The organism is Streptomyces sp. NPDC017940 (assembly GCF_044328435.1).
Classification (GTDB): Bacteria; Actinomycetota; Actinomycetes; order Streptomycetales; family Streptomycetaceae; genus Streptomyces.
On record NZ_JBIRHJ010000001.1, the window covers coordinates 1,179,858 to 1,204,352 of the forward strand.

The 24,495-nt window shown below is 69.1% G+C and carries 16 protein-coding genes and 1 tRNA gene; 7 read left to right on the forward strand and 10 right to left on the reverse strand.

Annotated features, from left to right (window positions below; translation table 11 throughout):
• Positions 1-354 precede the first annotated feature (354 nt).
• A complete protein-coding gene (locus ACH4DX_RS04970) occupies positions 355-1,767 on the forward strand; it encodes a pyridoxal phosphate-dependent decarboxylase family protein (RefSeq protein ID WP_398154002.1) in 1,413 nt (470 codons plus the stop codon).
• The gene (locus ACH4DX_RS04975) at positions 1,764-3,230 is read left to right on the forward strand and encodes a lysine N(6)-hydroxylase/L-ornithine N(5)-oxygenase family protein (protein WP_398154003.1); all 1,467 of its coding nucleotides are present in this window, start codon (positions 1,764-1,766) and stop codon (positions 3,228-3,230) included. The genes ACH4DX_RS04970 and ACH4DX_RS04975 overlap by 4 nt, the downstream gene beginning before the upstream one ends.
• Positions 3,231-3,376: 146 nt before the next feature.
• On the opposite strand, the gene ACH4DX_RS04980 is transcribed toward ACH4DX_RS04975, so the two are convergent.
• Positions 3,377-5,179, reverse strand: coding sequence for a bifunctional metallophosphatase/5'-nucleotidase (locus tag ACH4DX_RS04980; RefSeq protein ID WP_398154004.1), 1,803 nt, complete (start codon positions 5,177-5,179; stop codon positions 3,377-3,379).
• A 169-nt stretch (positions 5,180-5,348) separates the two neighbouring features.
• Between ACH4DX_RS04980 and ACH4DX_RS04985 the strand changes: the two genes are divergently transcribed.
• Positions 5,349-6,053, forward strand: a complete 705-nt coding sequence (locus ACH4DX_RS04985) for an SIMPL domain-containing protein (protein ID WP_398154005.1) — start codon at positions 5,349-5,351, stop codon at positions 6,051-6,053.
• Positions 6,054-6,227: 174 nt separating this feature from the next.
• Complete coding sequence (gene pyk / locus ACH4DX_RS04990) at positions 6,228-7,664, forward strand: pyruvate kinase (RefSeq protein WP_398117872.1); 1,437 nt, start codon at positions 6,228-6,230, stop codon at positions 7,662-7,664.
• A 14-nt stretch (positions 7,665-7,678) separates the two neighbouring features.
• Here the strand turns inward: pyk and ACH4DX_RS04995 are convergent, their stop codons facing one another.
• A complete protein-coding gene (locus ACH4DX_RS04995; RefSeq protein WP_398117874.1) occupies positions 7,679-8,449 on the reverse strand; it encodes a transcriptional regulator in 771 nt (256 codons plus the stop codon).
• 109 nt (positions 8,450-8,558) lie between these two features.
• Positions 8,559-8,633, reverse strand: a tRNA-Leu gene (locus tag ACH4DX_RS05000).
• 97 nt (positions 8,634-8,730) lie between these two features.
• Here ACH4DX_RS05000 and ACH4DX_RS05005 point away from each other — a divergent pair.
• Entirely contained in the window at positions 8,731-9,387 is a 657-nt protein-coding gene (locus ACH4DX_RS05005; protein WP_398154006.1) for an ANTAR domain-containing response regulator, read from the forward strand.
• Between the two features lie 139 nt (positions 9,388-9,526).
• On the opposite strand, the gene ACH4DX_RS05010 is transcribed toward ACH4DX_RS05005, so the two are convergent.
• The 7 genes from ACH4DX_RS05010 to ACH4DX_RS05040 form a co-directional block, all read right to left on the reverse strand.
• Positions 9,527-10,243, reverse strand: coding sequence for an ABC transporter ATP-binding protein (locus ACH4DX_RS05010; protein ID WP_398117877.1), 717 nt, complete (start codon positions 10,241-10,243; stop codon positions 9,527-9,529).
• Positions 10,240-11,214 carry an ABC transporter ATP-binding protein gene (locus tag ACH4DX_RS05015; protein ID WP_398117879.1) on the reverse strand — a complete coding sequence of 325 codons (975 nt, stop codon included), beginning with the start codon at positions 11,212-11,214 and terminating at the stop codon, positions 10,240-10,242. The genes ACH4DX_RS05010 and ACH4DX_RS05015 overlap by 4 nt, the downstream gene beginning before the upstream one ends.
• Entirely contained in the window at positions 11,211-13,019 is a 1,809-nt protein-coding gene (locus ACH4DX_RS05020) for a branched-chain amino acid ABC transporter permease (protein WP_398117881.1), read from the reverse strand. Before ACH4DX_RS05020 ends, ACH4DX_RS05015 begins: the two co-directional genes overlap by 4 nt.
• A 5-nt stretch (positions 13,020-13,024) precedes the next feature.
• Positions 13,025-13,954: a branched-chain amino acid ABC transporter permease gene (locus ACH4DX_RS05025; protein ID WP_398117883.1), complete on the reverse strand. Its 930-nt coding sequence runs from the start codon at positions 13,952-13,954 to the stop codon at positions 13,025-13,027.
• Between the two features lie 94 nt (positions 13,955-14,048).
• Positions 14,049-15,281, reverse strand: coding sequence for a branched-chain amino acid ABC transporter substrate-binding protein (locus tag ACH4DX_RS05030; RefSeq protein WP_398117885.1), 1,233 nt, complete (start codon positions 15,279-15,281; stop codon positions 14,049-14,051).
• 1,040 nt (positions 15,282-16,321) lie between these two features.
• Positions 16,322-16,831: a PaaI family thioesterase gene (locus ACH4DX_RS05035; RefSeq protein WP_398117887.1), complete on the reverse strand. Its 510-nt coding sequence runs from the start codon at positions 16,829-16,831 to the stop codon at positions 16,322-16,324.
• A 76-nt stretch (positions 16,832-16,907) separates the two neighbouring features.
• Positions 16,908-19,187: an FdhF/YdeP family oxidoreductase gene (locus ACH4DX_RS05040; RefSeq protein ID WP_398154007.1), complete on the reverse strand. Its 2,280-nt coding sequence runs from the start codon at positions 19,185-19,187 to the stop codon at positions 16,908-16,910.
• Positions 19,188-19,409: 222 nt separating this feature from the next.
• On the opposite strand from ACH4DX_RS05040, the gene polA reads away from it, so the two are divergent.
• Both polA and ACH4DX_RS05050 read left to right on the forward strand, forming a co-directional pair.
• Complete coding sequence (gene polA / locus ACH4DX_RS05045; protein ID WP_398154182.1) at positions 19,410-22,082, forward strand: DNA polymerase I; 2,673 nt, start codon at positions 19,410-19,412, stop codon at positions 22,080-22,082.
• Between the two features lie 565 nt (positions 22,083-22,647).
• Positions 22,648-24,447 carry a lytic transglycosylase domain-containing protein gene (locus ACH4DX_RS05050; RefSeq protein ID WP_398154008.1) on the forward strand — a complete coding sequence of 600 codons (1,800 nt, stop codon included), beginning with the start codon at positions 22,648-22,650 and terminating at the stop codon, positions 24,445-24,447.
• The last annotated feature ends 48 nt before the right edge of the window (positions 24,448-24,495 follow it).

The window sequence follows — 24,495 nt, forward strand, 5'->3', positions numbered from 1 at the left end:
ATCGGCGTGCGGCCCCGTCCTCAACTGCCGGACGGACTCGGACTGTCGCCGGTGCGGCAGCGTCTTCCGGTGCGGCGCCGCATTTCTCCGGTGCGGCGAGGACAGTTCAGCCCGTCCGGCGTTCGAGGACGAGGCGCGAAGCGCCGACAAGCGGGGGCCCAGAGGGCGCAGCCCCATGGTTTCGGGAAGGGGCGGGACCGGGCAAAGCCCCGCCAGGGCCTACCACCACACCCCCACCCCCCGCAAACTCCCCCCATGAGCAATACCCCACCCGAACCCCGATCGTTGAACCCCCCGGGCAAACCGCACACCACGCGGACACGCTGGAAACCCCACCCGCCCCGGAGGACACCGATGAGCACCCCGCCACCCCTGGCCGGAGGCACCAACGGCCCCCACGCCCTGCGGCCCCTGCTCGAAACAACCCTCGCCGCCCTCACCGAAGGCGCCGAGACCCGCGGCGGCCCCCTCCCGAGCGGCGGCCCCACCACCGTCACCACCCACGTCCGCGACACCGCAGGCGACCTCCTGCCCACCCACGGAACGGGCGCCCACCACGCCCTGCACACCCTCATCCGCGCCGTCACCGCAGGCGCAGCCGACCCCGCGGACCCCCTGTGCGCCGCCCACCTGCACTGCCCACCCCTCGCACTCGCCACGGCCGCCGACCTCGCCGCGTCCGCACTCAACCCCTCCATGGACTCCTGGGACCAGGCCCCCGCAGCCTCCGCCCTCGAAGCCCTCCTGACCAGCACCCTCGCCGCCGAAGTCCACGGCACCCACACCGGCGACGCCCTGATCACCACCGGCGGCACCGAATCCAACCAACTCGCCCTGCTCCTCGCCCGCGAACACGCCGCCACCCGCGGACAACCCCTACGCCTGCTCGTCGGCGCCAACGCCCACCACTCCCTGCGCCGCGCCGCCTGGCTCCTCGGCCTCCCCGCACCCCTCACCCTGCCCGCACCCAGGGGCGTCCTCGACCCCACCGCCCTCGACGAAGCCCTCACCGAACACACCGCACGCACCCGACACGGCGCACCCGCCGACGCCTACCTCGTCGCCGCCACCGCAGGCACCACCGACGCCGGCCTCATCGACCCCCTCACCGACATCGCCGACCTGTGCGCCACCCACGGCGCCCGACTCCACATCGACGCCGCCTACGGCGCGGGACTCCTCTTCAGCCCCACCCACAGACCCAAGCTCCACGGCCTCGAACGCGCCGACAGCGCCACCCTCGACCTGCACAAACTCGGCTGGCAACCCGCCGCCGCCGGACTCCTCACCGTCCGCGACCCCACCGACACCACCGTCCTCGCCCACCGCGCCGACTACCTCAACGCCGACGACGACACCGAAGCAGGCCTGCCCGACCTCCTCGGCCGCTCCCTGCGCACCACCCGCAGACCCGACGCCCTCAAGATCGCCGTCACCCTCAAAGCCCTCGGCCGCACCGGACTCGGCGCCCTCGTCGACCAGGTCTGCGACCGCGCCCGCGAACTCGCCGACCTCATCACCGCCCACCCCCGCTTCGACCTCTACGACAAACCCACCATCAGCACCGTCCTGTTCCGGCCAACCGACGCCGACGACGACCACATCGCCCAGGTCCGGAGGACACTCCTGGACAACGGCACCGCCGTCCTCGGCCGCGCCACGATCGACGGCCGCCGCTGGCTCAAAGCCACCCTCCTCAACCCGCACACCCGCACCGAACACCTCACGGCCCTGCTCACGCTCGTGGAAGGAACCAGCCACCGATGACGGCCACGCCCGACACGCCCCACCGCCACGACAGGACCGCGCAGGCACCCACCGCCGCCACCGCACCCCGCGACCTGATCGGCATCGGCATCGGCCCCTTCAACCTCTCCCTGGCCGCCCTCGCCCACCCCCTCGCCGAACGCGGAAAGATCGACGCCGCCTTCTACGAACAACAGCCCTCCTTCCACTGGCACCCCGGCCTCCTCATCGAAGGCGCCACCCTCCAAGTCCCGTTCCTCGCCGACCTGGTGACCCTCGCCGACCCCGCCAACCCCTGGTCGTTCCTCAACTACCTCCGCGCCCGCCAGCGCCTCTTCCCCTTCTACTTCGCCGAGCGCTTCCACATCCAGCGCACCGAATACGACGCCTACTGCCGCTGGGTCAGCGAGAACCTCCCCGGCCTGCACTTCGGCCACCAGATCGACGCCGTCCGCTGGAACCCCGAACGCTCCCTGTTCGACATCGACTTCACCCAACTCGACGCCGACGGCGAAGCCGAGGCACTCGGCCGCACCCACGCCCGCAACATCGCCCTCGGCATCGGCACCGCCCCCCACATCCCCGAACCCCTCAAACCCCTCGCCGACGCCCCCACCGTCCCCGTCATCCACTCATCCGACTACCTGCAACACCGCGACCGGCTCCGCACCGCCGACCACATCACCGTCATCGGCTCCGGACAGTCCGGCGCCGAAATCTTCCTCGACCTGCTCCGCCACCGCCCCGCAGGCGCGGAACACCTGCACTGGCTCGCCCGCACCCCCGCCTTCGCCCCCATGGAGTACTCCAAACTCGGCCTCGAACACTTCACCCCCGACTACACCCGCTACTTCCACGCCCTGCCCGAACCCGTACGCGACCGCCTCGTCCCCGGCCAGTGGCAACTCCACAAAGGCATCGACGCCGACACCATCGCCGCCATCCACGACGAGCTCTACCGACGCACCCTCCACGGCGGCTGGCCCGACACCGTCCTCACCCCCGGCGTCACCGTGCGCACCGCGGGCCGCGTGGCCACCAACCGCGTCGAACTCCACCTCGAACACATCGAGGAAGGCACCCGCTCCCGCCTCACCACCGACGCCGTCGTCCTCGCCACCGGCTACCGCGAACGCCCCCTCGACCAACTCCTCGCAGGCCTCGACCCCTACATGCGCCGCGACAGCGCCGAACGCCCCCGCATCGACGAGCGGTACCGCCTCCTCCTCGACCCCGCCATCACCACCACCGGCAGCAGCGTCTACGTCCAGAACGCCGAACGCCACACCCACGGAGTCGGCGCCCCCGACCTCGGCCTCGCCGCCTGGCGCAGCGCCACCATCCTCAACACCCTCACCGGCACCAACCCCTACCCCCTGCCCGACCGCACCGCCTTCACCACCTTCGGCCTCACCGACCCCACCACCCGCACCCCCACACCCCGCACCCCCCAGCCCCCCAACCTCGTCCGCCTCAAGAACTGACCCCCGCACCCACACACACCAGTGCCCCGCCTCCCGCGCCCGAACGGACACCGGAAACGGGGCACCGAAGCCACCGAGCAGAAGACCGGCACCACAACACCGGCACCAGAAGCCAGCACTGGAGAACCGGCACCACAACACCGGCACTAGAACACCGGCACACCCGCGCGCGTCAGCCGCCAGCCCACCGAAGCGAACTCCGCCGGATCGATCGTGCCCTTCGCCTTCACCCACGCGATGATCGTGTTGCGGATCTCCTCGGAATTCACCCACACCTGCTTCGCGCGCGCCACATGCGGGAAATTACCCCCACCACTCGCCCGATAATTGTTCACCGCGAGCACGAACTCCGCCGCCGGATCGACATCCTTCCCCCCGAACCGCAGCTTCGCGATCCGCGAACCCGCCGGCTGCGCTATGTCGATCTCGTACGTCACCCCGTACAACGCGTCATAGTTGTAATCCGGAATGCCCTCCGCGTTCGTCAGTCCCGCCGGATCCACCGGCGCCCCCGCCTCCGTCCGCACGTAATAACGCGCCGAGAACTCCAGATACTCCTTCAGCTGCGCACCCGTCAGCACCCGGGCCTCCAGCGTGTTCTCGAACGGATACAGGCCCGCCGCATCCCGGATCGTCACCTCACCCGCAGGGATCTTCGCCGTCCGTGAGAAACACGACGCCTGCGAGAGCACCGGCAACCGCGCATACGCGCCACCCGCAAGCGCCGCCTTCACCGTCTCCACCTGCACATGACTGATCAGATCAATGATCGGCACATCCTTGTACGGGCCCTCGGCCGTGCTCATCGCCTCCTTCGACGTACCGATCACCTGATTCACATACCGCACGACCTTCTCGTGCTCATCACCCAGCAACCGCGTGATCCGCCGGTCCTCCACCGCCGCATTGGAGTTCAGGACCCTCGCCCCCACCTCCGCCACCCGCCAACGCCCCTTCGACCACACCAACTCGAAGTCGAACAACGTCAGACGCTGTCCCCACTTCAATGGCTCCGAAAGAACGACCTGCTTCCCCGTCCTCTTGTTCTCCACCCGGTACTCCGGGATCTCCGTGTGCGCGTGCCCCACCAAGATCGCATCGATCCCCGGCACCCGCTCCGCCACCAACGCCGCCGCGTTCTCCACATACGGCAACTGATCCCCGTACGACGACGTACCACTCGACCCCGAATGCGCCGACACGACCACCACGTCCGCACCCATCGACCGCAACCGCGGCACCCACTTCGCCGCCTGCTCCACCAGACCAGGAAACGTCATCTTCCCCTGCACATGCGCCTTGTCCCACAGCGCGATCCCCGGATTCGTCAGACCGAGCACCGCAACCCGCACATCACGCCCACACGGCGTACGAAGCCGATGCATGCTGTACGGCGCGAACGCGGGCCGCAACGTCCGCGCGTCCAGCGCATTCGCCCCCAGCAGCGGAAAGTCACACTGCTCCTCGAACTTCCGCAACACCGGAATGCCGTAATTGAACTCATGATTGCCGAGCGCCGCCGCGTCATAACCGATCGCGTTCATCGCCTGCGCCATCGGATGCACCGGACCACGCGCAGCCGTGATCGGATCGACCTTCGCGTAGTAGTACGAAAGCTGCGTGCCCTGGATCGTGTCACCCGCATCGATCAGAAGCGTGTTCCGACGCCCCTTCTCCCTGCGGACCTCGTTCACCAACGTGGAGATCTTCGCCAGACCCACATCGTTGTGGTCCTTGTCGTCGAACTCCCTGTCCGTGAAGTAGTCCCAGTTGAAGACGTTGCCGTGCAGGTCGGTCGTGCCCATCACCGTGAACGAGTAACGCTTCGCCCGCCCACCGCCGTGCGACGCGGCGGAAGCCGCCTCGGCCCCCGCCACCGGACCCGCCAGGGCGACACCCGCCCCAGCGGCGGCTGAACTCCCCAGGAACGACCTTCTGTCGAACGGCATCGCAACGACTCCCTCGTGAACCCTCATGTCCGGCACGCCTTCGTGACGCGCGTAGATCATGGCTCACCAGCCCCGAGCCGGAACACCCCCACAAGGTTGCGATCCGATGACCGCCACGAAGCCACGACGGACCGGGCCCACCCGCACCACACGGTGCGAAAGTGGAACCATGACCACCGAAGAAACCACCCCCACCACCCCCTACGGCACCCCCGAGGCCCCGCGCCTGGCGGTCCGCGGCGAAGCCCACCTCGAAGTCGACCCCGAGATCGCCCGCATCGGCATCACCGTCAGCGCCCGCGGCACCGACCGCCGCGACGCCCTCACCGACCTCACCCGCCGCAACACCGCCGTCATCGACCTCGTCAAGACCTACGGCGAATCCGTCGAACGCGTAGAGACCGGCGCCTTCTCCATCACCCCCGAACTCACCAAACGCGGCAAAGGAGAACGCGTCCGCACCTACCACGGCCGCGTCCACATCACCGCCGAACTCACCGACTTCACCGCCCTCGGCGAACTCACCACCCGCGTCGCCGACCTCGAACTCACCCACATCGACGGCCCCTGGTGGGCCCTGCGCCCCGACTCACCCGCCCACCGAACCGCCCGCCAACAAGCCGTCAAAGAAGCCGTCCAACGCGCCCGCGAATACGCCGAAGCCCTCGGCACCACCCTCGCCGCCCTCGTCGAGATCGCCGACATCGGCGCCGACAACACCCCCTACGGCTTCGGCGGCCCCGCCCCCGGCATGGCCCGCGCAGCCTACGGAGGCGCCCCCGAAGCAGTCCCCGCCCTCGACCTCGAACCCCAACGCCAGTCCGTCTACGCCCAAGTCAACGCACGCTTCACCATGAACCCACCACAACTCTGAGCCACAACGACCCCCACGACGGTCACCACTCGACGCCCGTGCACCCCAGTGAACGCGCTCATCGGAGCGACCACACGCACACTTCAACACTTGTCAAGAGCCCTTCACGCAAAGGACGTTGAGTAGTCACGCCCAGCCAATTCTCTACCCACCGGTAAGGCCTAGGGTCGATACATGCGCCGAGCAAAAATCGTCTGCACCCTGGGACCCGCCACCGACACCTACGACCAGATCAAGGCCCTGGTCGAAGCCGGAATGGACGTGGCACGCTTCAACCTCAGTCACGGCACCTACGCCGACCACGAGGAGCGCTACCAGCGCGTGCGCAAGGCCGCCGACGAGAGCCGCCGCAGCATCGGCGTCCTCGCCGACCTTCAAGGCCCGAAGATCCGCCTCGGCCGCTTCAGCGAAGGACCCGTACTCCTCGAACGCGGCGACGAATTCACCATCACCGTCGAACCCGACGTCCAAGGCGACCGCCAACGCTGCGGCACCACCTACACCGGCCTCGCCGACGACGTCACCACCGGCGAACGCATCCTCGTCGACGACGGCAAAGTCACCCTCGAAGTCACCGCCGTCGACGGCCCCCGCGTCACCACCACCGTCATCGAAGGCGGCATGGTCTCCGACCACAAAGGCCTCAACCTCCCCGGCGTCGCCGTCTCCGTCCCCGCACTCTCCGACAAGGACGAAGCAGACCTCCGCTGGGCCCTGCGCACCGGCTTCGACGTCATCGCCCTCTCCTTCGTCCGCAGCGGACGCGACATCGAAGACGTCCACCGCATCATGGACGAGGAGAACCGCCGCCTCCCCGTCATCGCCAAAGTCGAAAAACCCCAAGCCGTCGACAACATCGACGACATCGTCGCCGCCTTCGACGGCATCATGGTCGCCCGCGGCGACCTCGGCGTCGAAATGCCCCTCGAACAAGTCCCCATCGTCCAGAAGCGCGCCATCAAACTCGCCCGGCGCAACGCCAAACCCGTCATCGTCGCCACCCAGATGCTCGACTCGATGATCGACAACTCCCGGCCCACCCGCGCCGAAGCCTCCGACGTCGCCAACGCCGTCATCGACGGCACCGACGCCGTCATGCTCTCCGGCGAGACCAGCGTCGGCAAATACGCCATCGAGACCGTCCGCACCATGGGCCGCATCGTCGAAGCCGCCGAGGAAGACATCCTCGCCAAGGGGCTCCCGCCCCTCACCGAACGCAACAAACCCCGCACCCAGGGCGGAGCCGTCGCCCGCGCCGCCGCCGACATCGGCGACTTCCTCGGCGCCAAGTTCCTCGTCGCCTTCACCCAGTCCGGCGACACCGTCCGCCGCCTCTCCCGCTACCGCTCCCCGATCCCCCTCCTCGCCTTCACCCCCGACGCCGCGACGCGCTCCCAGCTCAACCTCACCTGGGGCGTCGAAACGTTCCTCGGCCCGCACGTGGACTCCACCGACGCGATGGTCCGCCAGGTCGACGAGCAACTCCTCAAGATCGGCCGCTGCCGGCCGGGCGACATCGTCATCATCACCGCCGGCTCACCTCCCGGGGTCCCCGGCTCCACGAACCTGGTACGCGTCCACCACATCGGCGAGGCGGACAGCCCCCGCTAGCCCGGCCCCCTCCCTCAGTACTTCTTCCCGACGTGGGCGTCCATGAGGGCTACGCTGGCTTTGCGGGCGATGGAGACGGTGACGGCGGCGCGGCTCTGGTGCAGCGTCTTCCACTCGACGCCGAGCCGGTCGAGGGTGTCCGTGCAGAGCCGGATAATGTCAGTCGACGTATTCGTGAAGAAGTACCGCGGGTACTCGTAGCGCTTGCGCTCGCCGCCGACGAGCCGGGTGGTCCAGTTGATGACACGGCAGCCGTCGGAGTGGATGAGTCCGCGGAGGAACTCCCAGGGGTGATCGTCGACGATCTCCTGCTGCCAGGCTTCGAGTGCGATGGTGCGCGTGTGCTTCTTGCCGGGGCCGTGTTGGGGGAAGAAGCAGGGCCAGTGCTTGCTGTAACAGGTGACGTTCTGGCAGCCCTGGCGCTGGATGCGGAAGACCTTGTTGTCGGGACGCAGTACCTGCATCGCTTCGGCGCAGGCGTCGATCAGTCCGGGCCAGGCGTCAGCGCAGGCGATGCGGAGGAAGTAGACGCCTCGGTGGAGGTAGCTGAGGCAGCCGTCGCCGAGATAGAGGCCCAGTAAGTAGGCGTACGAGGCTTGGTTCTCGGGCTTACTCGGAGTGCCGTCGCACCTCGGGCACCCGGAGGCACTCTTCAGCGGTTCGATGCGGGTTTGCCAGGAGCGGAGGGCCGCGCGCGAGACGCCGATCTCCTTGCTGACGGAGTTCAGACTGCGGCCTTGTGCGACCAGCGCGAGTGCGCGCTTGCGTGTGCCCATGTCGTACATATGGCCGATGCTGGTGCTGCCGTGCCCACGGTGTGGGGCGAATCTAGGCGGCCTACACGATCAAGTGAAATCGATCCATTGGCCTGCCATCTTGGAAACGAAGGAAAGGTGCCCCAGGTGGGATTCGAACCCACACTGTCCGCTGTTTGAGAGCGGCCTCTCTAACCAGTTGGAGTACTGGGGCTTAAGAAAAGAAGGGACAGCATCCCCCCTCGCGCAACTACCTTACCGCAGCTAGGTAGGCTCATGGAAAGCAGATCTGCCCCGAACGAGGAGCCCCCGTGACCGCCCCCGAGTCGCCCCAGCCCGAAGAGACGACCGACGACGAACAGTCGCACGTCCCGCCGCTGACGACCCGTGTCGTCATCGCCGAGGACGAGGCCCTCATCCGGCTCGACCTCAAAGAGATGCTGGAGGAGGAGGGCTACACCGTCGTGGGCGAGGCCGGCGACGGTGAGAAGGCCATCGAGCTGGCCCGCGAGCACAAGCCGGACCTGGTGATCCTGGACGTGAAGATGCCCGTCCTGGACGGCATCTCCGCCGCCGAGAAGATCGCGGAGGAGTCCATCGCGCCGGTGCTCATGCTCACCGCGTTCTCCCAGCGCGACCTGGTCGAGCGGGCCAGGGACGCGGGCGCGATGGCGTACCTGGTGAAGCCATTTTCCAAGAGTGACGTGGTCCCGGCCATCGAGATGGCGGTGTCGCGCTTCACGGAGCTGAAGGCGCTGGAGCGCGAGGTCGCTGACCTCACGCAGCGCCTGGAGACGCGCAAGCTGGTGGACAGGGCGAAGTCGATCCTCCAGACGGAGTACGGCCTGTCGGAGCCCGCCGCGTTCCGCTGGATCCAGAAGACGTCGATGGACCGTCGTCTGTCGATGCAGCAGGTGGCGGAGGCGGTCATCGAGGACGCGCAGGAGAAGAAGGCAGCGAAGGGCTAGGGCCCCGCAGGGGGCGCGGGGAACTGCGCGCCGAGCCCCCACCGGCGGCCGGCCGAAAAAGACGGAGCGAGAGGAGGGCGGTCACCCCCACCGGGGTGACCGCCCTCTTGGCTGCTCAGGGCCCAGGGGCCAGGAGGAATCAGTCTTCGCCGAGGTAGGCCTTCCGCACGGACTCGTCGTGCAGCAGGTCCTGTCCCGTACCGGACAGGACGATGTTGCCGACTTCCATGACGTGGCCGTGGTCGGCCAGGGAGAGCGCGGCCTGGGCGTTCTGTTCGACGAGCAGGATGGTGGTGCCCTGGGATTTCAGTTCGGCGATGGTGTGCATGATTTTCTGCATCATGATCGGTGAGAGTCCCATGGAGGGTTCGTCGAGCATGAGCAGTTTGGGGCGTGACATGAGTGCGCGGCCCATGGCGAGCATTTGTTGTTCGCCGCCGGAGAGGGTGCCGGCGGCTTGTTTGCGGCGTTCTCCGAGGATGGGGAAGAGGTCGTAGGCGCGTTGGATGTCTTTTTCGATGCCTGTTTTGTCGTCGCGGAGGTAGGCGCCGAGTTGCAGGTTTTCGGTGATGGTGAGGCGGGGGAAGATGTGTCGGCCTTCGGGGGAGTGGGCGAGTCCGAGGGCGACGATTTTGTGGGCGGGGACGCCGTTGAGTGGCTGTCCGTCGAACATGATTTTTCCGGCGAGTGGTTTGAGGAGGCCGGAGAGGGTGCGCAGGGTGGTGGTCTTGCCTGCGCCGTTGGTGCCGATGAGGGTGACGACCTGTCCGGCTTGGACGCTGAAGGTGATGCCTTTGACGGCTTCGATCTTGCCGTAGGCGACCTTGAGGTCTTCGACTTCGAGCAGTGTGGTCACGGGGTCTTTCCTTCCGCCGAGGTGTCCGCGGAGCTGCTCGTGGAGGTGTCCGTGGGGCTGTCCGCGGAGGGTTCCGCGGGGGTGTCCGCCGTGCTGTCGGCCGTGGCGGTGGTGTCGGCTCCTGCTCCTGCCCCGGCTTCGGCTGCTTCGACTTCGGCGACCTCCGCGGCGCCGGGTGCGCCTTCGAAGGGTGTGCCGAGGTAGGCGGCGACGACGCGTTCGTCTGCCTGGACGGTTTCGGAGGTGCCTTCGACGAGTTTTTCGCCTTGGACGAGGACGGCGACGCGGTCGCAGAGGTTGAAGATGAACCGCATGTCGTGCTCGATGACGAGGATGGCGATGCCTTGGTCGCGGATGGCGAAGACGAGTTCTTCGGCGGCGCGGGTTTCTTGCGGGTTCATTCCTGCGGTGGGTTCGTCGAGCAGCAGGAGGCCGGGTTCGCTGGCGAGGGCGCGGGCGATCTCGAGCTTGCGTTGCTCGCCGTAGGGGAGGTTGCGGGAGAGGTGGTCGGCTTTGTGGGCGAGGCCGATGAATTCCAGGAGTTCCATGGCTCTGGCGTGTGAGGCGGCTTCGGCTTTTTTGAAGCCGGGGCCTCGGAGCAGCGCGGACCAGAGGCCTTCTTTTGTCCTTGTGTGTCGGCCCACGAGGACGTTTTCGAGGACGGTCATGTTGGCGAAGAGCCGGATGTTCTGGAAGGTGCGGGCGATGCCTGCGTCGGTGACGAGGTGGGGTTTGGCGGGGAGGACGGTGCCTTTGTAGGAGACCTTGCCTTCGGTGGGGACGTAGAGGCCGGTGAGGCAGTTGAAGAAGGTGGTCTTTCCGGCGCCGTTGGGTCCGATGAGGCCGACGATCTCGCCGCTGCGGACGGTGAGGTCGACGCCGCGTACGGCGGTGAGGCCGCCGAAGCGCATGGTGACGCCGCTGGCTTCGAGGACGGTCGTGGTGGTGGTTGTGGTGGTCATGGTTGTCACGCCCCCGCCTTGCTTGCGCCGACGGTGCCTTCGGGGAGTTTCTGCTGGTCTGGTACGTCGAGTTGGTCGGTCTCGTGGTATTCGAGCTGGGCGCGCTTGTTGGCGACGAGGCCTTCGGGCCGGAAGCGCATGAGCAGGATGAGGGCGAGGCCGAAGAGGAGGAGTTGGTAGTCCTCGAGGAATTGGAGTTTGGCGGGGATGAGGTAGAGCAGGGCCGCGCCGATGAGGGGTCCGCTGATGGTTCCCATGCCGCCGAGGATGACGGCGGCGAGCAGGAAGGCGGAGTTGGGTGGCACGGTGTTGGCGAAGAGGTACTGCTCGGGGGTGATGCTGTAGGAGACGTGTGCCTGGACGGTGCCGGCGAACCCGGCGAGGGTGGCGCCGAGGGCGAAGGCGATGAGTTTGACGCGGAAGCCGTTGATGCCCATGGCGGTGGCGGCGGTCTCGTCCTCGCGGATGGCGACCCAGGCGCGGCCGATGCGGGATTCCCCGGAGCGGCGGAAGACGAGGACGACGACGGCGGTGAAGAACAGCATCAGCAGGTAGTAGTTGGCGGGTCTGCTGAGGGTGAAGCCGAGGACTTCGTGTTCGACGCCGAGGTTCCAGCCGAAGATCTCCAGGTCGGGGATGTTCGGGATGCCTTGGGCGCCGTTGGTGAGGTCGGGGCCGGCGCTGCCGTTGAGGTTGTTCATGGTGATGCGGAAGATCTCGCCGAAGCCGAGGGTGACGATGGCGAGGTAGTCGCCGCGCAGTCGCAGGGTGGGGGCGCCGATGATGACGCCGAAGGCGAGGGAGGCGGCGGCGCCGGCGAGGACGGCGGCCCAGAAGGGGAAGTGGACGTCGAAGGTGGAGGCGGGGGATCCGGAGACCAGGGCGGCGGTGTAGGCGCCGACGCCGAGGAAGGCGACGTATCCGAGGTCGAGGAGTCCGGCGAGTCCGACGACGACGTTCAGGCCGAGGGCGACGGTGGCGAAGATGAGGATGTTGACGCCGATGAGGGCGTAGCTGGCGTCGCTCTGGGTGAAGGGGAACATGGCCGCGGCGATGATGGCGGCGGTGAGGGTGACGTTGCGGTGTTTGGCGGTGAGTGTGTTGAGGCGGGGGATGAGTCCGGCTCGGTTGAGTGCGGTGGCGCCGAGGATGGTGGTGATGAGGAAGCCGATGAAGAGTTCGGAGTAGGCCTCGATGCCGTAGGCGAAGACGTAGAGGCCGATGCCGAACGCGGCGGCGATGATGAGGATCTCTATCCAGTCGGGCAGGGTTCTGGCGCGTGGTGGTGGGGGTGCTTTGAGGCTGTGGCGCAGGCGTTGCCAGGGGTTTGCGTGGGGTTCGTCGGTGGGGAGGTCGGGGGGGAGTGCGAGGGCGCCGATGGTGGCGATGAGGGCGCCGATGCCGGAGACCCAGGCGCCGGGTTCGAGGTTGACGATGCCGCCGAGGTGTTCGGCGATGGCGCCCATGGTGTAGCCGGTGCTGCCTAGGACGCCGAGGCTGAGGAGGAGGACGGGGCTGTTGGTGCCGCCGGGGGTGAGCCAGCGGAGGCCTCGGATGCCGTGGCTGGAGAGGGCGAAGAGGAGGGTGAGGGCGGCGCCGGTGAGGGTGACGACTTGGAGGCCGCCGGGGTAGCCGGTGACGGTGAGGTTGCCGGGGAAGGCGGTGGTCCAGGTCCAGGCGAGGAAGGTGCCGATGAGGGCGGTTGCGGAGCCTGCGAGGACGGCGATGCGGGCTGCGTTGGGGGGCAGCGGCAGGGTGGCGGTGGGGGCGTTCGCCGGGGTTTTGGCGGTGGTGCCCGTGGTGTTGGTGGTCATGGGTATCACGCCCGATCCGCGACGCGTTCGCCGAGTAGGCCTTGGGGCCTCAGGAGGAGGACGAGGATGAGGAGGGCGAAGGCCCACACGTCCTTCCAGGCGCCGCCGCCGAACTGTTCCATGCCGGGTACGTCGGCCATGTAGCCGGTGGCGAGGGCTTCGGCGACGCCGAGGACGATGCCGCCGAGCATGGCGCCGTAGATGTTGCCGATGCCGCCGAGTACGGCTGCGGTGAAGGCTTTGAGGCCCATGATGAAGCCCATTTTGAAGCCGACCTGGCCGTTGTGGAGGCCGTATCCGACGGCTGCGACGGCGGCGAACGCGGCGCCGATGGCGAAGGCCATGACGATGATGCGGTCGGTGTTGATGCCCATGAGCTTGGCGGTGTCGGGGTCCTGTGCGGTGGCCTGCATGCCGCGTCCGGTGCGGGTCTTGTTGACGTAGTAGGCGAGGGCCAGCATGCACAGGGGGGCGGCGAGGATGAGGAAGAAGTCACCGCGTTGGACGTCGGCGCCGAAGATGTGTACGGGTTCGCCGCTGAACTGCGGGAAGGTGCGGTCCTTCTTGGCGTCGGGGTACCACTTCCAGACGGCCTGCTGGAGCAGGATGGACAGGCCGATGGCGGTGATGAGGGGTGCGAGGCGTGGTGCGCCGCGCAGGGGTCGGTAGGCGAAGCGTTCGGCGGCGGTGCCGACGGCGACGGAGCATATGACGCCGCCGATGATCATGAGTGGGATCGCGGCGAGCAGCGAGAACCCGTCGGGTAGCCACAGGGAGACGGTGAGGGCGCCGAAGCCGCCGACCATGAAGATCTCGCCGTGGGCGAAGTTGATGAGCTGGACGATTCCGTAGACCATCGTGTAGCCGATCGCGATGAGACCGTACATCGCGCCGAGGATGAGTCCATTGGCCAGCTGTTGCGGCAGTTCGTTCACCGCAGGCCCTCCGTTGGGTGGTTCGGATATGGCACCGCGCGGGAGCGCTGGTAGCGCTTCCCGCGCGGTCGGGAGTCAATGCCTTGGTCGAGGTCTAGCGGGGCTTGTAGGCCTCGCTGAACTTCGATGCCCACTTGTTGCTCTTGATTTCGTACGCGGTCATCATGGTGTTCGTGGTGTCGCCGTACTCGTCGAAGGAGACGCTGCCGGTGACGCCGTCGAACTTGACCTTGCTCATGGCTTCGAGGACCTTGACGCGGCCGTCGGAGGGGAGCTTTCCGCCGTTGTCGGTGACGGCGATCTTCACGGCTTCGATGATGGCCCAGGTGGCGTCGTAGGTGCCGCCGCCGTAGGTCTCCATGTTCTCTTTGTAGTTCTTGTTGTATTCGTCGATGAACTTCTTCGCGGAGGGGAGTTCTTCGACGGGGGCGCCGACGGAGGTGCCGAGGTCGCCTTCGGCCTTCTTGTTGAGCTTCGGGAACTCTTCGCTCTTCATGCCGTCGCCGCCCATGAGCGGGACCTTGGCGCCGGATTCCTTGAGCTGCTGGCTGAGGGGGGCGGCGGCGGGGTATTCGCCGCCGTAGTAGACGGCTTGGGCGCCGGTGCCCTTGACCTTGGAGGCGACGGACTTGAAGTCGCGGTCCTCGGGGTTCACGTGGTCCTGGCCGACGATCTTGCCGCCGAGGTCGGTGAAGGTGTCCTTGAAGGAGGCGGCGAGGCCGGCGCCGTAGGTCTTCTGGTCGTCGATCAGGTAGACCTTCTTGATCTTTGCCTTCTGGATCAGGTACTGGGCGGCGAACTGGCCCTGGACCTGGTCGGTCGTGGCGGTCCTGAAGAAGGTCTTGAACTGCCGCTTCTTGTCGCCCTTCTTCCAGCCGTCGCCCTGGGTGAGCTCGGTTCCGGTGTTGGCCGGGGAGACCTGGGTGAGGTTGGCGTCGTTGAGGGGCTTCTGCATCGACTGGGAGACGCTGGAGTTCAGGGGGCCGACGACGCCGATGACGTCCTTGTTGCTGATGAACTTCTGGGCGTTCTGGCCGCCGACGGAGGGCTGGGCCTGGTCGTCGAGGGGCTGGAGCTTGAACTCGACGCCGTCGACCGTGTTCTCCTTGTTGGCCGTCTTGACGGCGAGTTCGGCGGAGTTGCGCATGCCGATGCCGAGTGCGGAGAGGTCGCCGGTCAGGGGGGCGTCGAAGCCGATGGTGACCGTGGTCTTGTCGCCGCTGCCGTTGTCGTCGGAGTCCTTGTCGTCGCGCGACCCGCAGGCGGTGAGGGTGAGGGCTCCGGTGGTCAGCACCGTGGTGAGTATGAGCGCGGAACGGTTTCGCACGATGGGTCCTTTCCCTGGCGCGGCCACCTCGGCGGAGGTGCCGTGAAGATCGCCGGGCCGTACTGGTGGTGGTACAGGGCCGTGCAATTCAGTTCGCGCCCGGCGGCGCGGTGACTGGCCGTGACTCTAAGGGGGCAATTGATCCAGGTGGAGTGGTCGGACCAAGGCTGTGACGCTCTTGTTATGCCACGGAGTATTCCGCGCTGGAACGCAGGGGGTGGTTGTGGCGGAATCTGCATGCTTCGGCAGATACTGACCTCGGAAAACGTGCAGGACCGTTGACTGGTTTCACTCATGACAGCGGTGTTCGGGGCGTATGCGGGGTGCGTCCGCGAGTAAATGATCTTTTGCGGCCGCGGGGTGCTTCCTGTGGGTCTCGGCGGGATTGCACGGGCATTACGCAGCGTTACCGCAAAAGAGTGGAGTCCGGCATTCCGGGGCACTTTTCCGCCTTCGCGAATGTGTGCGGTCAGGAGTGTTTTTGCGTAGCACTCCTGTTTTCCCTGTGAAGAGTGCGGTGTCCGCCCGGGTGCCGGGGGATGCGTGGATAGGGCATCGGTTCGACGCGCCGCGAATACGGTTGGTGACGACGCGTGTCCGTTATTCGGACGCCATACCGGCGAGGGGCAATCGTCGCTTTGCTTTTCGTTCGTGGGCGCGCGAGGGCGGGGAAGTGCGTCCGGCACGGCGCCACCAGCGACTTCGTGCCCGAGCCAACCGCGGCAGGAGATGGGTTGCGCACCGGGCGCGGGCCGGGCGCCCAGCGGTTTCCGGCCCGCAGGGGTTTCGCGCCGCGCGCGCCCGGAGCGGTGCGAGCGCTCGGGCCGGGGTGCCGGGGCGGGCCCGTACTTGGGCCGCGCTTCGTAAGTCTGTGCTTGAGCGGTGCTTCGTAAGCCTGTGCTTGGGTCGCGCTTCGTGCGCCTGTGGTCGGGTGGGGGCGGGTGTGTCCCTGCCCCGGGGTGAGGCCGGGCGCGGCCCGGCCCCGTACGCGGGGGCCGGACCGTACCCGTACAGGGGCGGCGCAGGCCGTGCTCCCGGGCTCAGGCGGTGGTGTCGCCGCTGCCCGCTGCTCCGGGGCCGCCGGTCGCCCCACCCTTGGCCACGGGGCGCAGCATGCACGTCAGGCGGGCGGTGCACACGCGCTTGTCGGCCTCGTCGCTGATGACGATCTCGTACGTGGCGGTGGAGCGGCCCCGGTGCACCGGGGTGGCCACGCCGGTGACCAGGCCGGAGCGGACGCCGCGGTGGTGTGTGCAGTTGAGGTCGACGCCCACGGCGAACTTCGTGCTGCCGCCGTGCAGCATGGCGCCGATCGAGCCGAGGGTCTCGGCGAGGACGGCGGACGCGCCGCCGTGGAGCAGGCCGTACGGCTGGGTGTTGCCCTCGACCGGCATGGTGCCGACGACGCGCTCGGCGGATGCCTCCACTATGTGCACGCCCATGCGGTCGCCGAGGTGGCCCGCGGAGAAGAGTGCGGGCAGGTCGACGCCGAGCGTGGCGTACTCGTCGACGACCTCTTGCGGGAACTTCGTCGTGTGCTGCTCACCCATCGGTCCTGGCTCCGTTCGTCGACGACACCTGTGCACGACGGCGGCCGCGGCGGCCCGCCGGTTGCTGAGCGAACGCTCAGTCGGTCGGCGATTGTTCCAGGCGCACGACCACGGACTTGCTGGCGGGGGTGTTGCTGGTGTCGGCCGTGGCGTCGAGCGGGACCAGGACATTGGTCTCGGGGTAGTACGCGGCGGCGCAGCCCGGTGCCGTCGGGTAGTGCACGACGCGGAAGCCGGGGGCGCGCCGCTCGACGCCGTCCGTCCACTCGCTGACCAGGTCGGTGTACGAGCCGTCGGTGAGGCCGAGGTCGCGGGCGTCGTCGGGGTTGACGAGGACGACGCGGCGGCCGTTTTTGATGCCTCGGTAGCGGTCGTCGAGGCCGTAGACGGTGGTGTTGTACTGGTCGTGGGAGCGCAGGGTTTGCAGGAGCAGGCGGCCTGCGGGCAGGCGTGGGTACTCCACGGGTGCGGTGGTGAAGTTGGCCTTGCCGGTGGCTGTCGGGAAGCGGCGCTCGTCGCGCGGGGCGTGCGGCAGGGTGAAGCCGCCGGGCTCGGCGACGCGTGCGTTGAAGTCCTCGAAGCCGGGGACCACGCGCGCGATGCGGTCGCGCACCGAGGCGTAGTCCCTCTCGAAGTCCTCCCAGGGCGTCGCCGACTCCGCGCCGAGGACGCGGCGGGCGAGGCGGCACACGATGGCGGGCTCGGACAGCAGGTGCGGGCTCGCGGGGTCGAGGCGGCCGCGGGAGGCGTGCACCATCCCCATGGAGTCCTCGACGGTCACGAACTGTTCGCCGCCGGCCTGGACGTCGCGTTCGGTGCGGCCCAGTGTCGGCAGGATCAGGGCGCGGGCGCCGGTCACGGCGTGGGAGCGGTTCAGCTTGGTGGAGACGTGCACCGTGAGGCGGGCGCGTCGCATCGCGGCCTCCGTGACGTCGGTGTCCGGTGAGGCGGCGACGAAGTTGCCGCCCATCGCGAAGAACACCTTCGCGTCGCCGTCGCGCAGCGCCTTGATGGCGCGGACGACGTCCAGGCCGTGGTGGCGCGGCGGGGCGAAGCCGAACTCCTTCTCCAGGGCGTCGAGGAACGCGGGGGCGGGCCGCTCGAAGATGCCCATCGTGCGGTCGCCCTGGACGTTCGAGTGGCCGCGCACCGGGCACACGCCGGCGCCCGGCCTGCCGATGTTGCCGCGCAGGAGCAGGAAGTTGACGACCTCGCGGATCGTGGGCACGGCGTGCTTGTGCTGGGTGAGGCCCATCGCCCAGCACACGACCGTGCGCTTCGAGGCGAGGACCATGCGCAGCGCCTCCTCGATGCGGGCGCGGTCGAGGCCCGTCGCGGTCAGCGTCTGGTCCCAGTCGGCGGCGCGGGCGGCGGCCACGAAGTCCTCGTACCCGTGGGTGTGCTCGCGTACGAAGTCCTCGTCGACGGCGCCCTGTGTGTCCAGGATCAGTTTGTTCAGGAGGCGGAAGAGGGCTTGGTCGCCGCCGATGCGGATCTGGAGGAAGAGGTCGGTGAGGGCGGTGCCCTTGAGCATGCCCTGGGGGGTCTGCGGGTTCTTGAAGCGCTCCAGGCCCGCCTCGGGCAGCGGATTCACGGTGATGATCTTCGCGCCGCCGCGCTTGGCCTGCTCCAGGGCGGAGAGCATGCGGGGGTGGTTGGTGCCGGGGTTCTGCCCGGCCACGATGATCAGGTCGGCTTTGTGGAGGTCTTCGAGCAGGACGCTGCCCTTGCCGACGCCGAGCGTCTCGGTGAGGGCCGAGCCCGAGGACTCGTGGCACATGTTGGAGCAGTCGGGGAGGTTGTTCGTGCCGAGCTCGCGGGCGAACAGCTGGTAGAGGAACGCCGCCTCGTTGCTGGTGCGTCCCGAGGTGTAGAAGAGGGCCTCGTCGGGGGAGCCGAGGGCGGCCAGCTCCTCGGCGACGATGTCGAAGGCCCGCTCCCAGGGCACCGGCTCGTAGTGGTCGGCGCCCTCCGCCAGATACATGGGGTGGGTGAGGCGGCCCTGCTGGCCCAGCCAGTACCCGCTGCGGGTGGCGAGGTCGGTGACGGGGTGCGCGGCGAAGAAGTCGGGGGTGACGCGGCGCAGCGTCGCTTCCTCGGCGACGGCCTTCGCGCCGTTCTCGCAGAACTCCGCGGTGTGCCGGTGCTCGGGCTCCGGCCAGGCGCAGCCGGGGCAGTCGAAGCCGTCCTTCTGGTTGACGCGCAGCAGGGTGAGGGCCGTGCGCCGCACACCCATCTGCTTCTGCGCGACGCGCAGGGTGTGGCCGATGGCGGGCAGACCGGCGGCGGCGTGCTGCGCCTCGGTGACCTGGGGCGCGTCCTGGACCGGGTCGCCCTTGGGCGGCTTGCTTGCCATGGCCTGCTCCTCTTCGAGCGCATGCGTGAGATACGTCTCCGATACTCCCACGCGCCACTGACACAGCCGCCGGGCGGGCTCGTGGTGGCCTGAGTGTCAGTGCGGCGTGGCAGGATCGGGGGCGTGGCAGAAACAGCAGCGAAGAAGAAGTCCGCGCCCGCCGCGAAGGCGGCGAAGAAGGCGACCCCGGCCGGCAGCGGTGAGCGTCCCCGCCTGCTCCTGATGGACGGGCACTCCTTGGCGTACCGGGCGTTCTTCGCGCTGCCCGCGGAGAACTTCACGACGGCGACGGGCCAGCCGACGAACGCGATCTACGGCTTCGCGTCGATGCTGGCGAACACGCTGCGCGACGAGGCGCCCACGCACTTCGCGGTGGCCTTCGACGTCTCCCGCAAGACCTGGCGCTCCGAGACGTATCAGGAGTACAAGGCGAATCGCTCCAAGACCCCCGACGAGTTCAAGGGGCAGGTCGAGCTGATCGGCGAGCTGCTCGACGCGATGGGCGCGGTGCGGTTCGCGGTCGACGGCTTCGAGGCGGACGATGTGATCGCCACCCTCGCCACGCAGGCGGAGGCGGCCGGTTTCGAGGTCCTGATCGTCACCGGTGACCGGGACTCCTTCCAGCTGATCTCCGACCACGTGACGGTGCTGTATCCCACGAAGGGCGTCTCGGAGCTGACGCGCTTCACCCCGGCGAAGGTCGAGGAGAAGTACGGCCTGACCCCGGCCCAGTATCCGGACTTCGCGGCGCTGCGCGGCGACCCGTCGGACAACCTGCCCGGCATCCCCGGCGTGGGCGAGAAGACCGCCGCGAAGTGGATCACCCAGTTCGGTTCGTTCGCGGAGCTGGTGGAGCGCGCCGACGAGGTCAAGGGCAAGGCCGGGCAGAACTTCCGCGACCACTTGGAGTCGGTGCGGCTCAACCGCCGTCTGACCGAGCTGGTGCGGGACGTGGAGCTGCCGAGGACGGTCGCCGACCTGGAGCGTGCCGCGTACGACCGCAAGGGCGTCGCGATGGTCCTCGACACCCTGGAGATCCGCAATCCCTCGCTGAGGGAGCGGCTCCTTGCCGTGGACCCGGGCGCGGAGCAGGCCGAGGAGGCCCCGCCCGCCGAGGGCATCGACCTGGACGGCTCGGTCCTCGGCGCCGGTGAGCTCACGGGCTGGCTCGCCGAGCACGGCGACGCGGTCCTCGGTCTGGCCACGGTCGACTCCTGGCAGCTCGGCGCCGGCTCGGTCACCGAGGTCGCGCTCGCGGCGGCCGGTGGCGCCGCCGCCTGGTTCGACCCGGCCCGCCTCGACCAGGCCGACGAGAACGCCTTCGCGGCCTGGCTCGCCGCCCCCGACAAGCCCAAGGTCCTGAACAACGCCAAGGGGGTGATGCGTGTCTTCGCCGAGCACGGCTGGAGCGTCGACGGCATCACCATGGACACCTCCCTCGCGGCCTATCTGGTCAAGCCGGGCCGCCGCTCCTTCGACCTGGACGCGCTGTCCCTGGAGTATCTGGGCCGGGAGCTGGTGCCCGCGGCGGCGGCGGACGGCGGGCAGCTGGCGTTCGGCGAGCCCGACGAGGACGCCGAGGGCGCCGCGGCCGACGAGCTGATGGTGCGCGCCCGCACCATCCTCGACCTGGGCACCGCCTTCGGTGACCGGCTGGCGGAGGTGAACGCCGCAGGGCTCCTCAAGGACGTCGAGCTGCCCACCTCCACCCTCCTGGCCCGCCTGGAGCGGTACGGCATCGCGGCCGACCGCGCCCACCTGGAGGCCATGGAGCAGCAGTTCGCCGGTGCCGTGCAGCAGGCGGTGAAGGAGGCGCACGCCGCGGCGGGCCACGAGTTCAACCTGGGCTCGCCCAAGCAGCTCCAGGAAGTCCTCTTCGGCGAGCTGGGCCTGCCCAGGACGAAGAAGACGAAGACCGGGTACACCACGGACGCCGACGCCCTCGCCTGGCTCGCCGCCCAGACGGACAACGAACTGCCCGTCATCATGCTGCGCCACCGCGAGCAGGCGAAGCTGCGCGTCACCGTCGAGGGCCTGGTCAAGTCGATCGCCGCGGACGGCCGCATCCACACGACGTACAACCAGACGGTGGCCGCCACCGGGCGGCTGTCGTCGACGGACCCGAACCTCCAGAACATCCCGGTGCGCACCGACGAGGGCCGGGCCATCCGCCGCGGCTTCGTCGTCGGTGAGGGCTTCGAGTCCCTGATGACCGCCGACTACAGCCAGATCGAACTGCGCGTGATGGCGCACCTGTCGGAGGACGAGGGCCTCATCGAGGCGTTCACCTCCGGCGAGGACCTGCACACCACGGTGGCCTCGCAGGTGTTCGGCGTGGAGCGCTCCGCCGTCGACGCCGAGATGCGCCGCAAGATCAAGGCGATGTCGTACGGCTTGGCGTACGGCCTGTCGGCGTTCGGGCTCTCGCAGCAGCTCGGCATCGAGGCGGGCGAGGCGCGCGCCCTGATGGACACCTACTTCGAGCGCTTCGGCGGGGTGCGGGACTATCTGCGCCGCGCCGTCGACGAGGCCCGCGCCACGGGGTACACGGAGACGATGCTCGGCCGCCGCCGCTATCTCCCCGACCTCAACAGCGACAACCGGCAGCGGCGCGAGATGGCTGAGCGCATGGCGCTGAACGCGCCGATCCAGGGGACCGCCGCGGACATCGTGAAGGTCGCCATGCTGAACGTGGACCGGGCGCTGACGCAGGAGGGGCTCTCCTCGCGGATGCTGCTCCAGGTCCACGACGAAATCGTCCTGGAGGTCGCTCCCGGCGAGCGGGGGGCGGTCGAGGGTCTCGTCCGCCGGGAGATGGTGGGGGCTGTTTCGCTGCGGGCGCCGTTGGATGTGTCGGTGGGGGTGGGGGGCGACTGGGAGTCGGCCGCGCATTAGCCTCTGGCCGGCTGGGGGTACCGGAGTCCCCTGGCCGGCTGGGGGGTGCCGGTTGTCGGCCTCTGGGCGGCTGAGGGGGCCGGTTGTCGCGCTGCGCGCTTGTCCTCAAGCGCCGGACGGGCTGGGTTTTGCGTCCCGGGGTTGTTTGGCCGCGGGCTCGTGGGTGGGTTGTCGCGCTGCGCGCTCGTCCTCAAACGCCGGACGGGCTTGGGTTTTGCGTCCCGGGGGTTGGTTGGCCGCGGGCCCGTGGGTGGGGTGTCGCGCTGCGCGCTCGTCCTCAAGCGCCGGACGGGCTATAGGGGTACCGGGCGGGCGGGGCGTCGGACGGGCTTGGCAGGCGCCGGGCGGGCTGGGCCGGTTGGCTCCTGGGTGTGAACGCCCAGTAGTCGTGGGCGTAACGTGCGGGGCCGGGACGATGCTGTGACGTGGTAATCGGGAAAATCGGGCACGAACAGGTGTCTCGGCTCGTGAAGTTGTCGTAGTGTCGCCTGAGTCGTTCCGGGAGGGCGCGCGGGCGCGCGGAGTCGGGGCGGGGCAGGGTCGTCAAGGGGAGGGGCATACGGACATGGCGGCGGTATTCGGCAGGCGGATGCGCAGGACCGCGGTGACCACCGCTGTCGCCGCCGCGGCGGTGGCGGCGCTGGCCGCCTCGCAGGCGCCGGGCGCGACGGGCGACGACGCGCGGGACGACCGGGCGGGCGCCGCGGGCTCCTCGCCGTCACCGGACGGCGACTCCGCGACCGGCAACTCGCCGTACTACACGGACCTGCCGCCCCTGCGGAGTCCCGCACCGCCGACCGGCAAGCCCGGCGGACCCGGCACCGGCGAGCGGGAAGCGGGCCTGCCCGCCACCGTTCTCGACGCGTACAAGAAGGCCGAGACGGCCGTGCGCACGGACCGGCCCGGCTGCAACCTGCCCTGGCAGCTGCTCGCCGCCATCGGCAAGGTCGAGTCGGGCCAGGCCCGCGGCGGCCGCGTCGACGCCGACGGCACGACGTTCACGCCGATCCTCGGCCCGGTGCTCAACGGCAACGGCTTCGCGAGGATCACCGACACCGACCGCGGTGCCTACGACGGCGACACCACGCACGACCGCGCCGTCGGCCCCATGCAGTTCATCCCGTCGACGTGGGCCTTCGCGGGCAAGGACGGCAACGGCGACGGCAAGAAGGACCCCAACAACATCTACGACGCCGCGCTCGCCGCCGCCCACTACCTGTGCGCGAACGACCGCGACCTCGCCGTCGACGACGACCTGCACGCCGCGATCCTCAGCTACAACCGCTCCACGGAGTACCTGAACACGGTCCTGTCGTGGCTGGAGTACTACCGCAAGGGCACCCACGAGGTTCCCGACGGCACCGGTGTCCTGCCCGACGACCGCAGCGACACCACACAGCCGAGCCTGCCGAACCTGCCGAACCGGCCCACGCACCCCACCCCCGGACCCAGCAGCCCGCCCACCTCGCCCGCCCCCGGGCCGAAGCCCCTGCCCTCGCCGCACAAGCCCGACAAGCAGACCGGCGAGAAGCCGGGCGAGAAGCCCGACGAGGCGCACCGGCCCGGTACTCCCGACCCCAACACCGGCACCCACAGGCCGCCCACCCCGGGCAAGCCCGGCGAAGGCACCGGCAATCCCGAGCCGCCGAAGCCGCCGAAGCCCCCGAAGCCGTCCGAGCAGGTCGCCCGGCTGGCGAACGCGGGCGCCGACGAGCTCACCGCGACCACGGGCGACGCCTTCGAGGACCGCGTCGCCGTCAAGGCCGAGACCCGCTCGGGCCTCGGCGTCGCCAAGGTCAAGGTGCGGTTCACCGTCTCCGGCGACACCGACGCCCGCTTCGAGGGCGGCGCCCGCAGCGTCACCGTCACCACGACCGCCACCGGCACGGCGACGGCGCCCGAGCTCCGGGCGGGCGAGCGGACCGGCGAGTTCACCGTCCGGGCCCGCGTCGTGGACCGCTCCCTGAGCGCCGTCGAGGTGCCCGCGACCGTCACCGCGCCCCGCGCCGACGCCCTGGAGCGCATCGGCGACACCCCGCTGACCAGCGCCCCCGGCCAGGAGTTCGCCGAGCGCCTGCGCGTCAGGGCGACGTACGAGGGGGAGCGCGCCGCGGGCGTCGCCGCGACCGCCACGCTCCTCAAGTCGGCGAAGGACGCCACCGCCGCCGACGAGGGTCCCTACTTCAAGGGCGCGGACGGCAAGCCGGTGCGCGCACTCACGGCCCTCAAGACCGACGCCGAGGGCAAGCTGCTGCTGCCGGAGCTGTACGCCGACGACACCGCGGGGACGTACCTCCTGCGCATCGTCACCCACGGCGGAGCCACCCTCACCGTCGAGCTGAAGGTGGCGGCACCGGCCGCCTAGCGCCGCACGGCCTAGCGCCGCACCGCCTCGCGCCGATCCCGACGCAGC

What these genes read in the sequence shown, in the direction of transcription:
- ACH4DX_RS04970 (WP_398154002.1), top strand. Translation starts at nt 355, where the DNA reads ATGAGCACCCCGCCACCCCTGGCCGGAGGCACCAACGGCCCCCACGCC.
- ACH4DX_RS05035 (WP_398117887.1), bottom strand. Translation starts at nt 16,831, where the DNA reads ATGGGTGAGCAGCACACGACGAAGTTCCCGCAAGAGGTCGTCGACGAG.
- ACH4DX_RS05050 (WP_398154008.1), top strand. Translation starts at nt 22,648, where the DNA reads ATGGCGGCGGTATTCGGCAGGCGGATGCGCAGGACCGCGGTGACCACC.
- ACH4DX_RS04985 (WP_398154005.1), top strand. Translation starts at nt 5,349, where the DNA reads ATGACCACCGAAGAAACCACCCCCACCACCCCCTACGGCACCCCCGAG.
- polA (WP_398154182.1), top strand. Translation starts at nt 19,410, where the DNA reads ATGGACGGGCACTCCTTGGCGTACCGGGCGTTCTTCGCGCTGCCCGCG.
- ACH4DX_RS05040 (WP_398154007.1), bottom strand. Translation starts at nt 19,187, where the DNA reads ATGGCAAGCAAGCCGCCCAAGGGCGACCCGGTCCAGGACGCGCCCCAG.
- ACH4DX_RS04995 (WP_398117874.1), bottom strand. Translation starts at nt 8,449, where the DNA reads ATGTACGACATGGGCACACGCAAGCGCGCACTCGCGCTGGTCGCACAA.
- ACH4DX_RS04975 (WP_398154003.1), top strand. Translation starts at nt 1,764, where the DNA reads ATGACGGCCACGCCCGACACGCCCCACCGCCACGACAGGACCGCGCAG.
- ACH4DX_RS05020 (WP_398117881.1), bottom strand. Translation starts at nt 13,019, where the DNA reads ATGACCACCAACACCACGGGCACCACCGCCAAAACCCCGGCGAACGCC.
- ACH4DX_RS04980 (WP_398154004.1), bottom strand. Translation starts at nt 5,179, where the DNA reads ATGCCGTTCGACAGAAGGTCGTTCCTGGGGAGTTCAGCCGCCGCTGGG.
- pyk (WP_398117872.1), top strand. Translation starts at nt 6,228, where the DNA reads ATGCGCCGAGCAAAAATCGTCTGCACCCTGGGACCCGCCACCGACACC.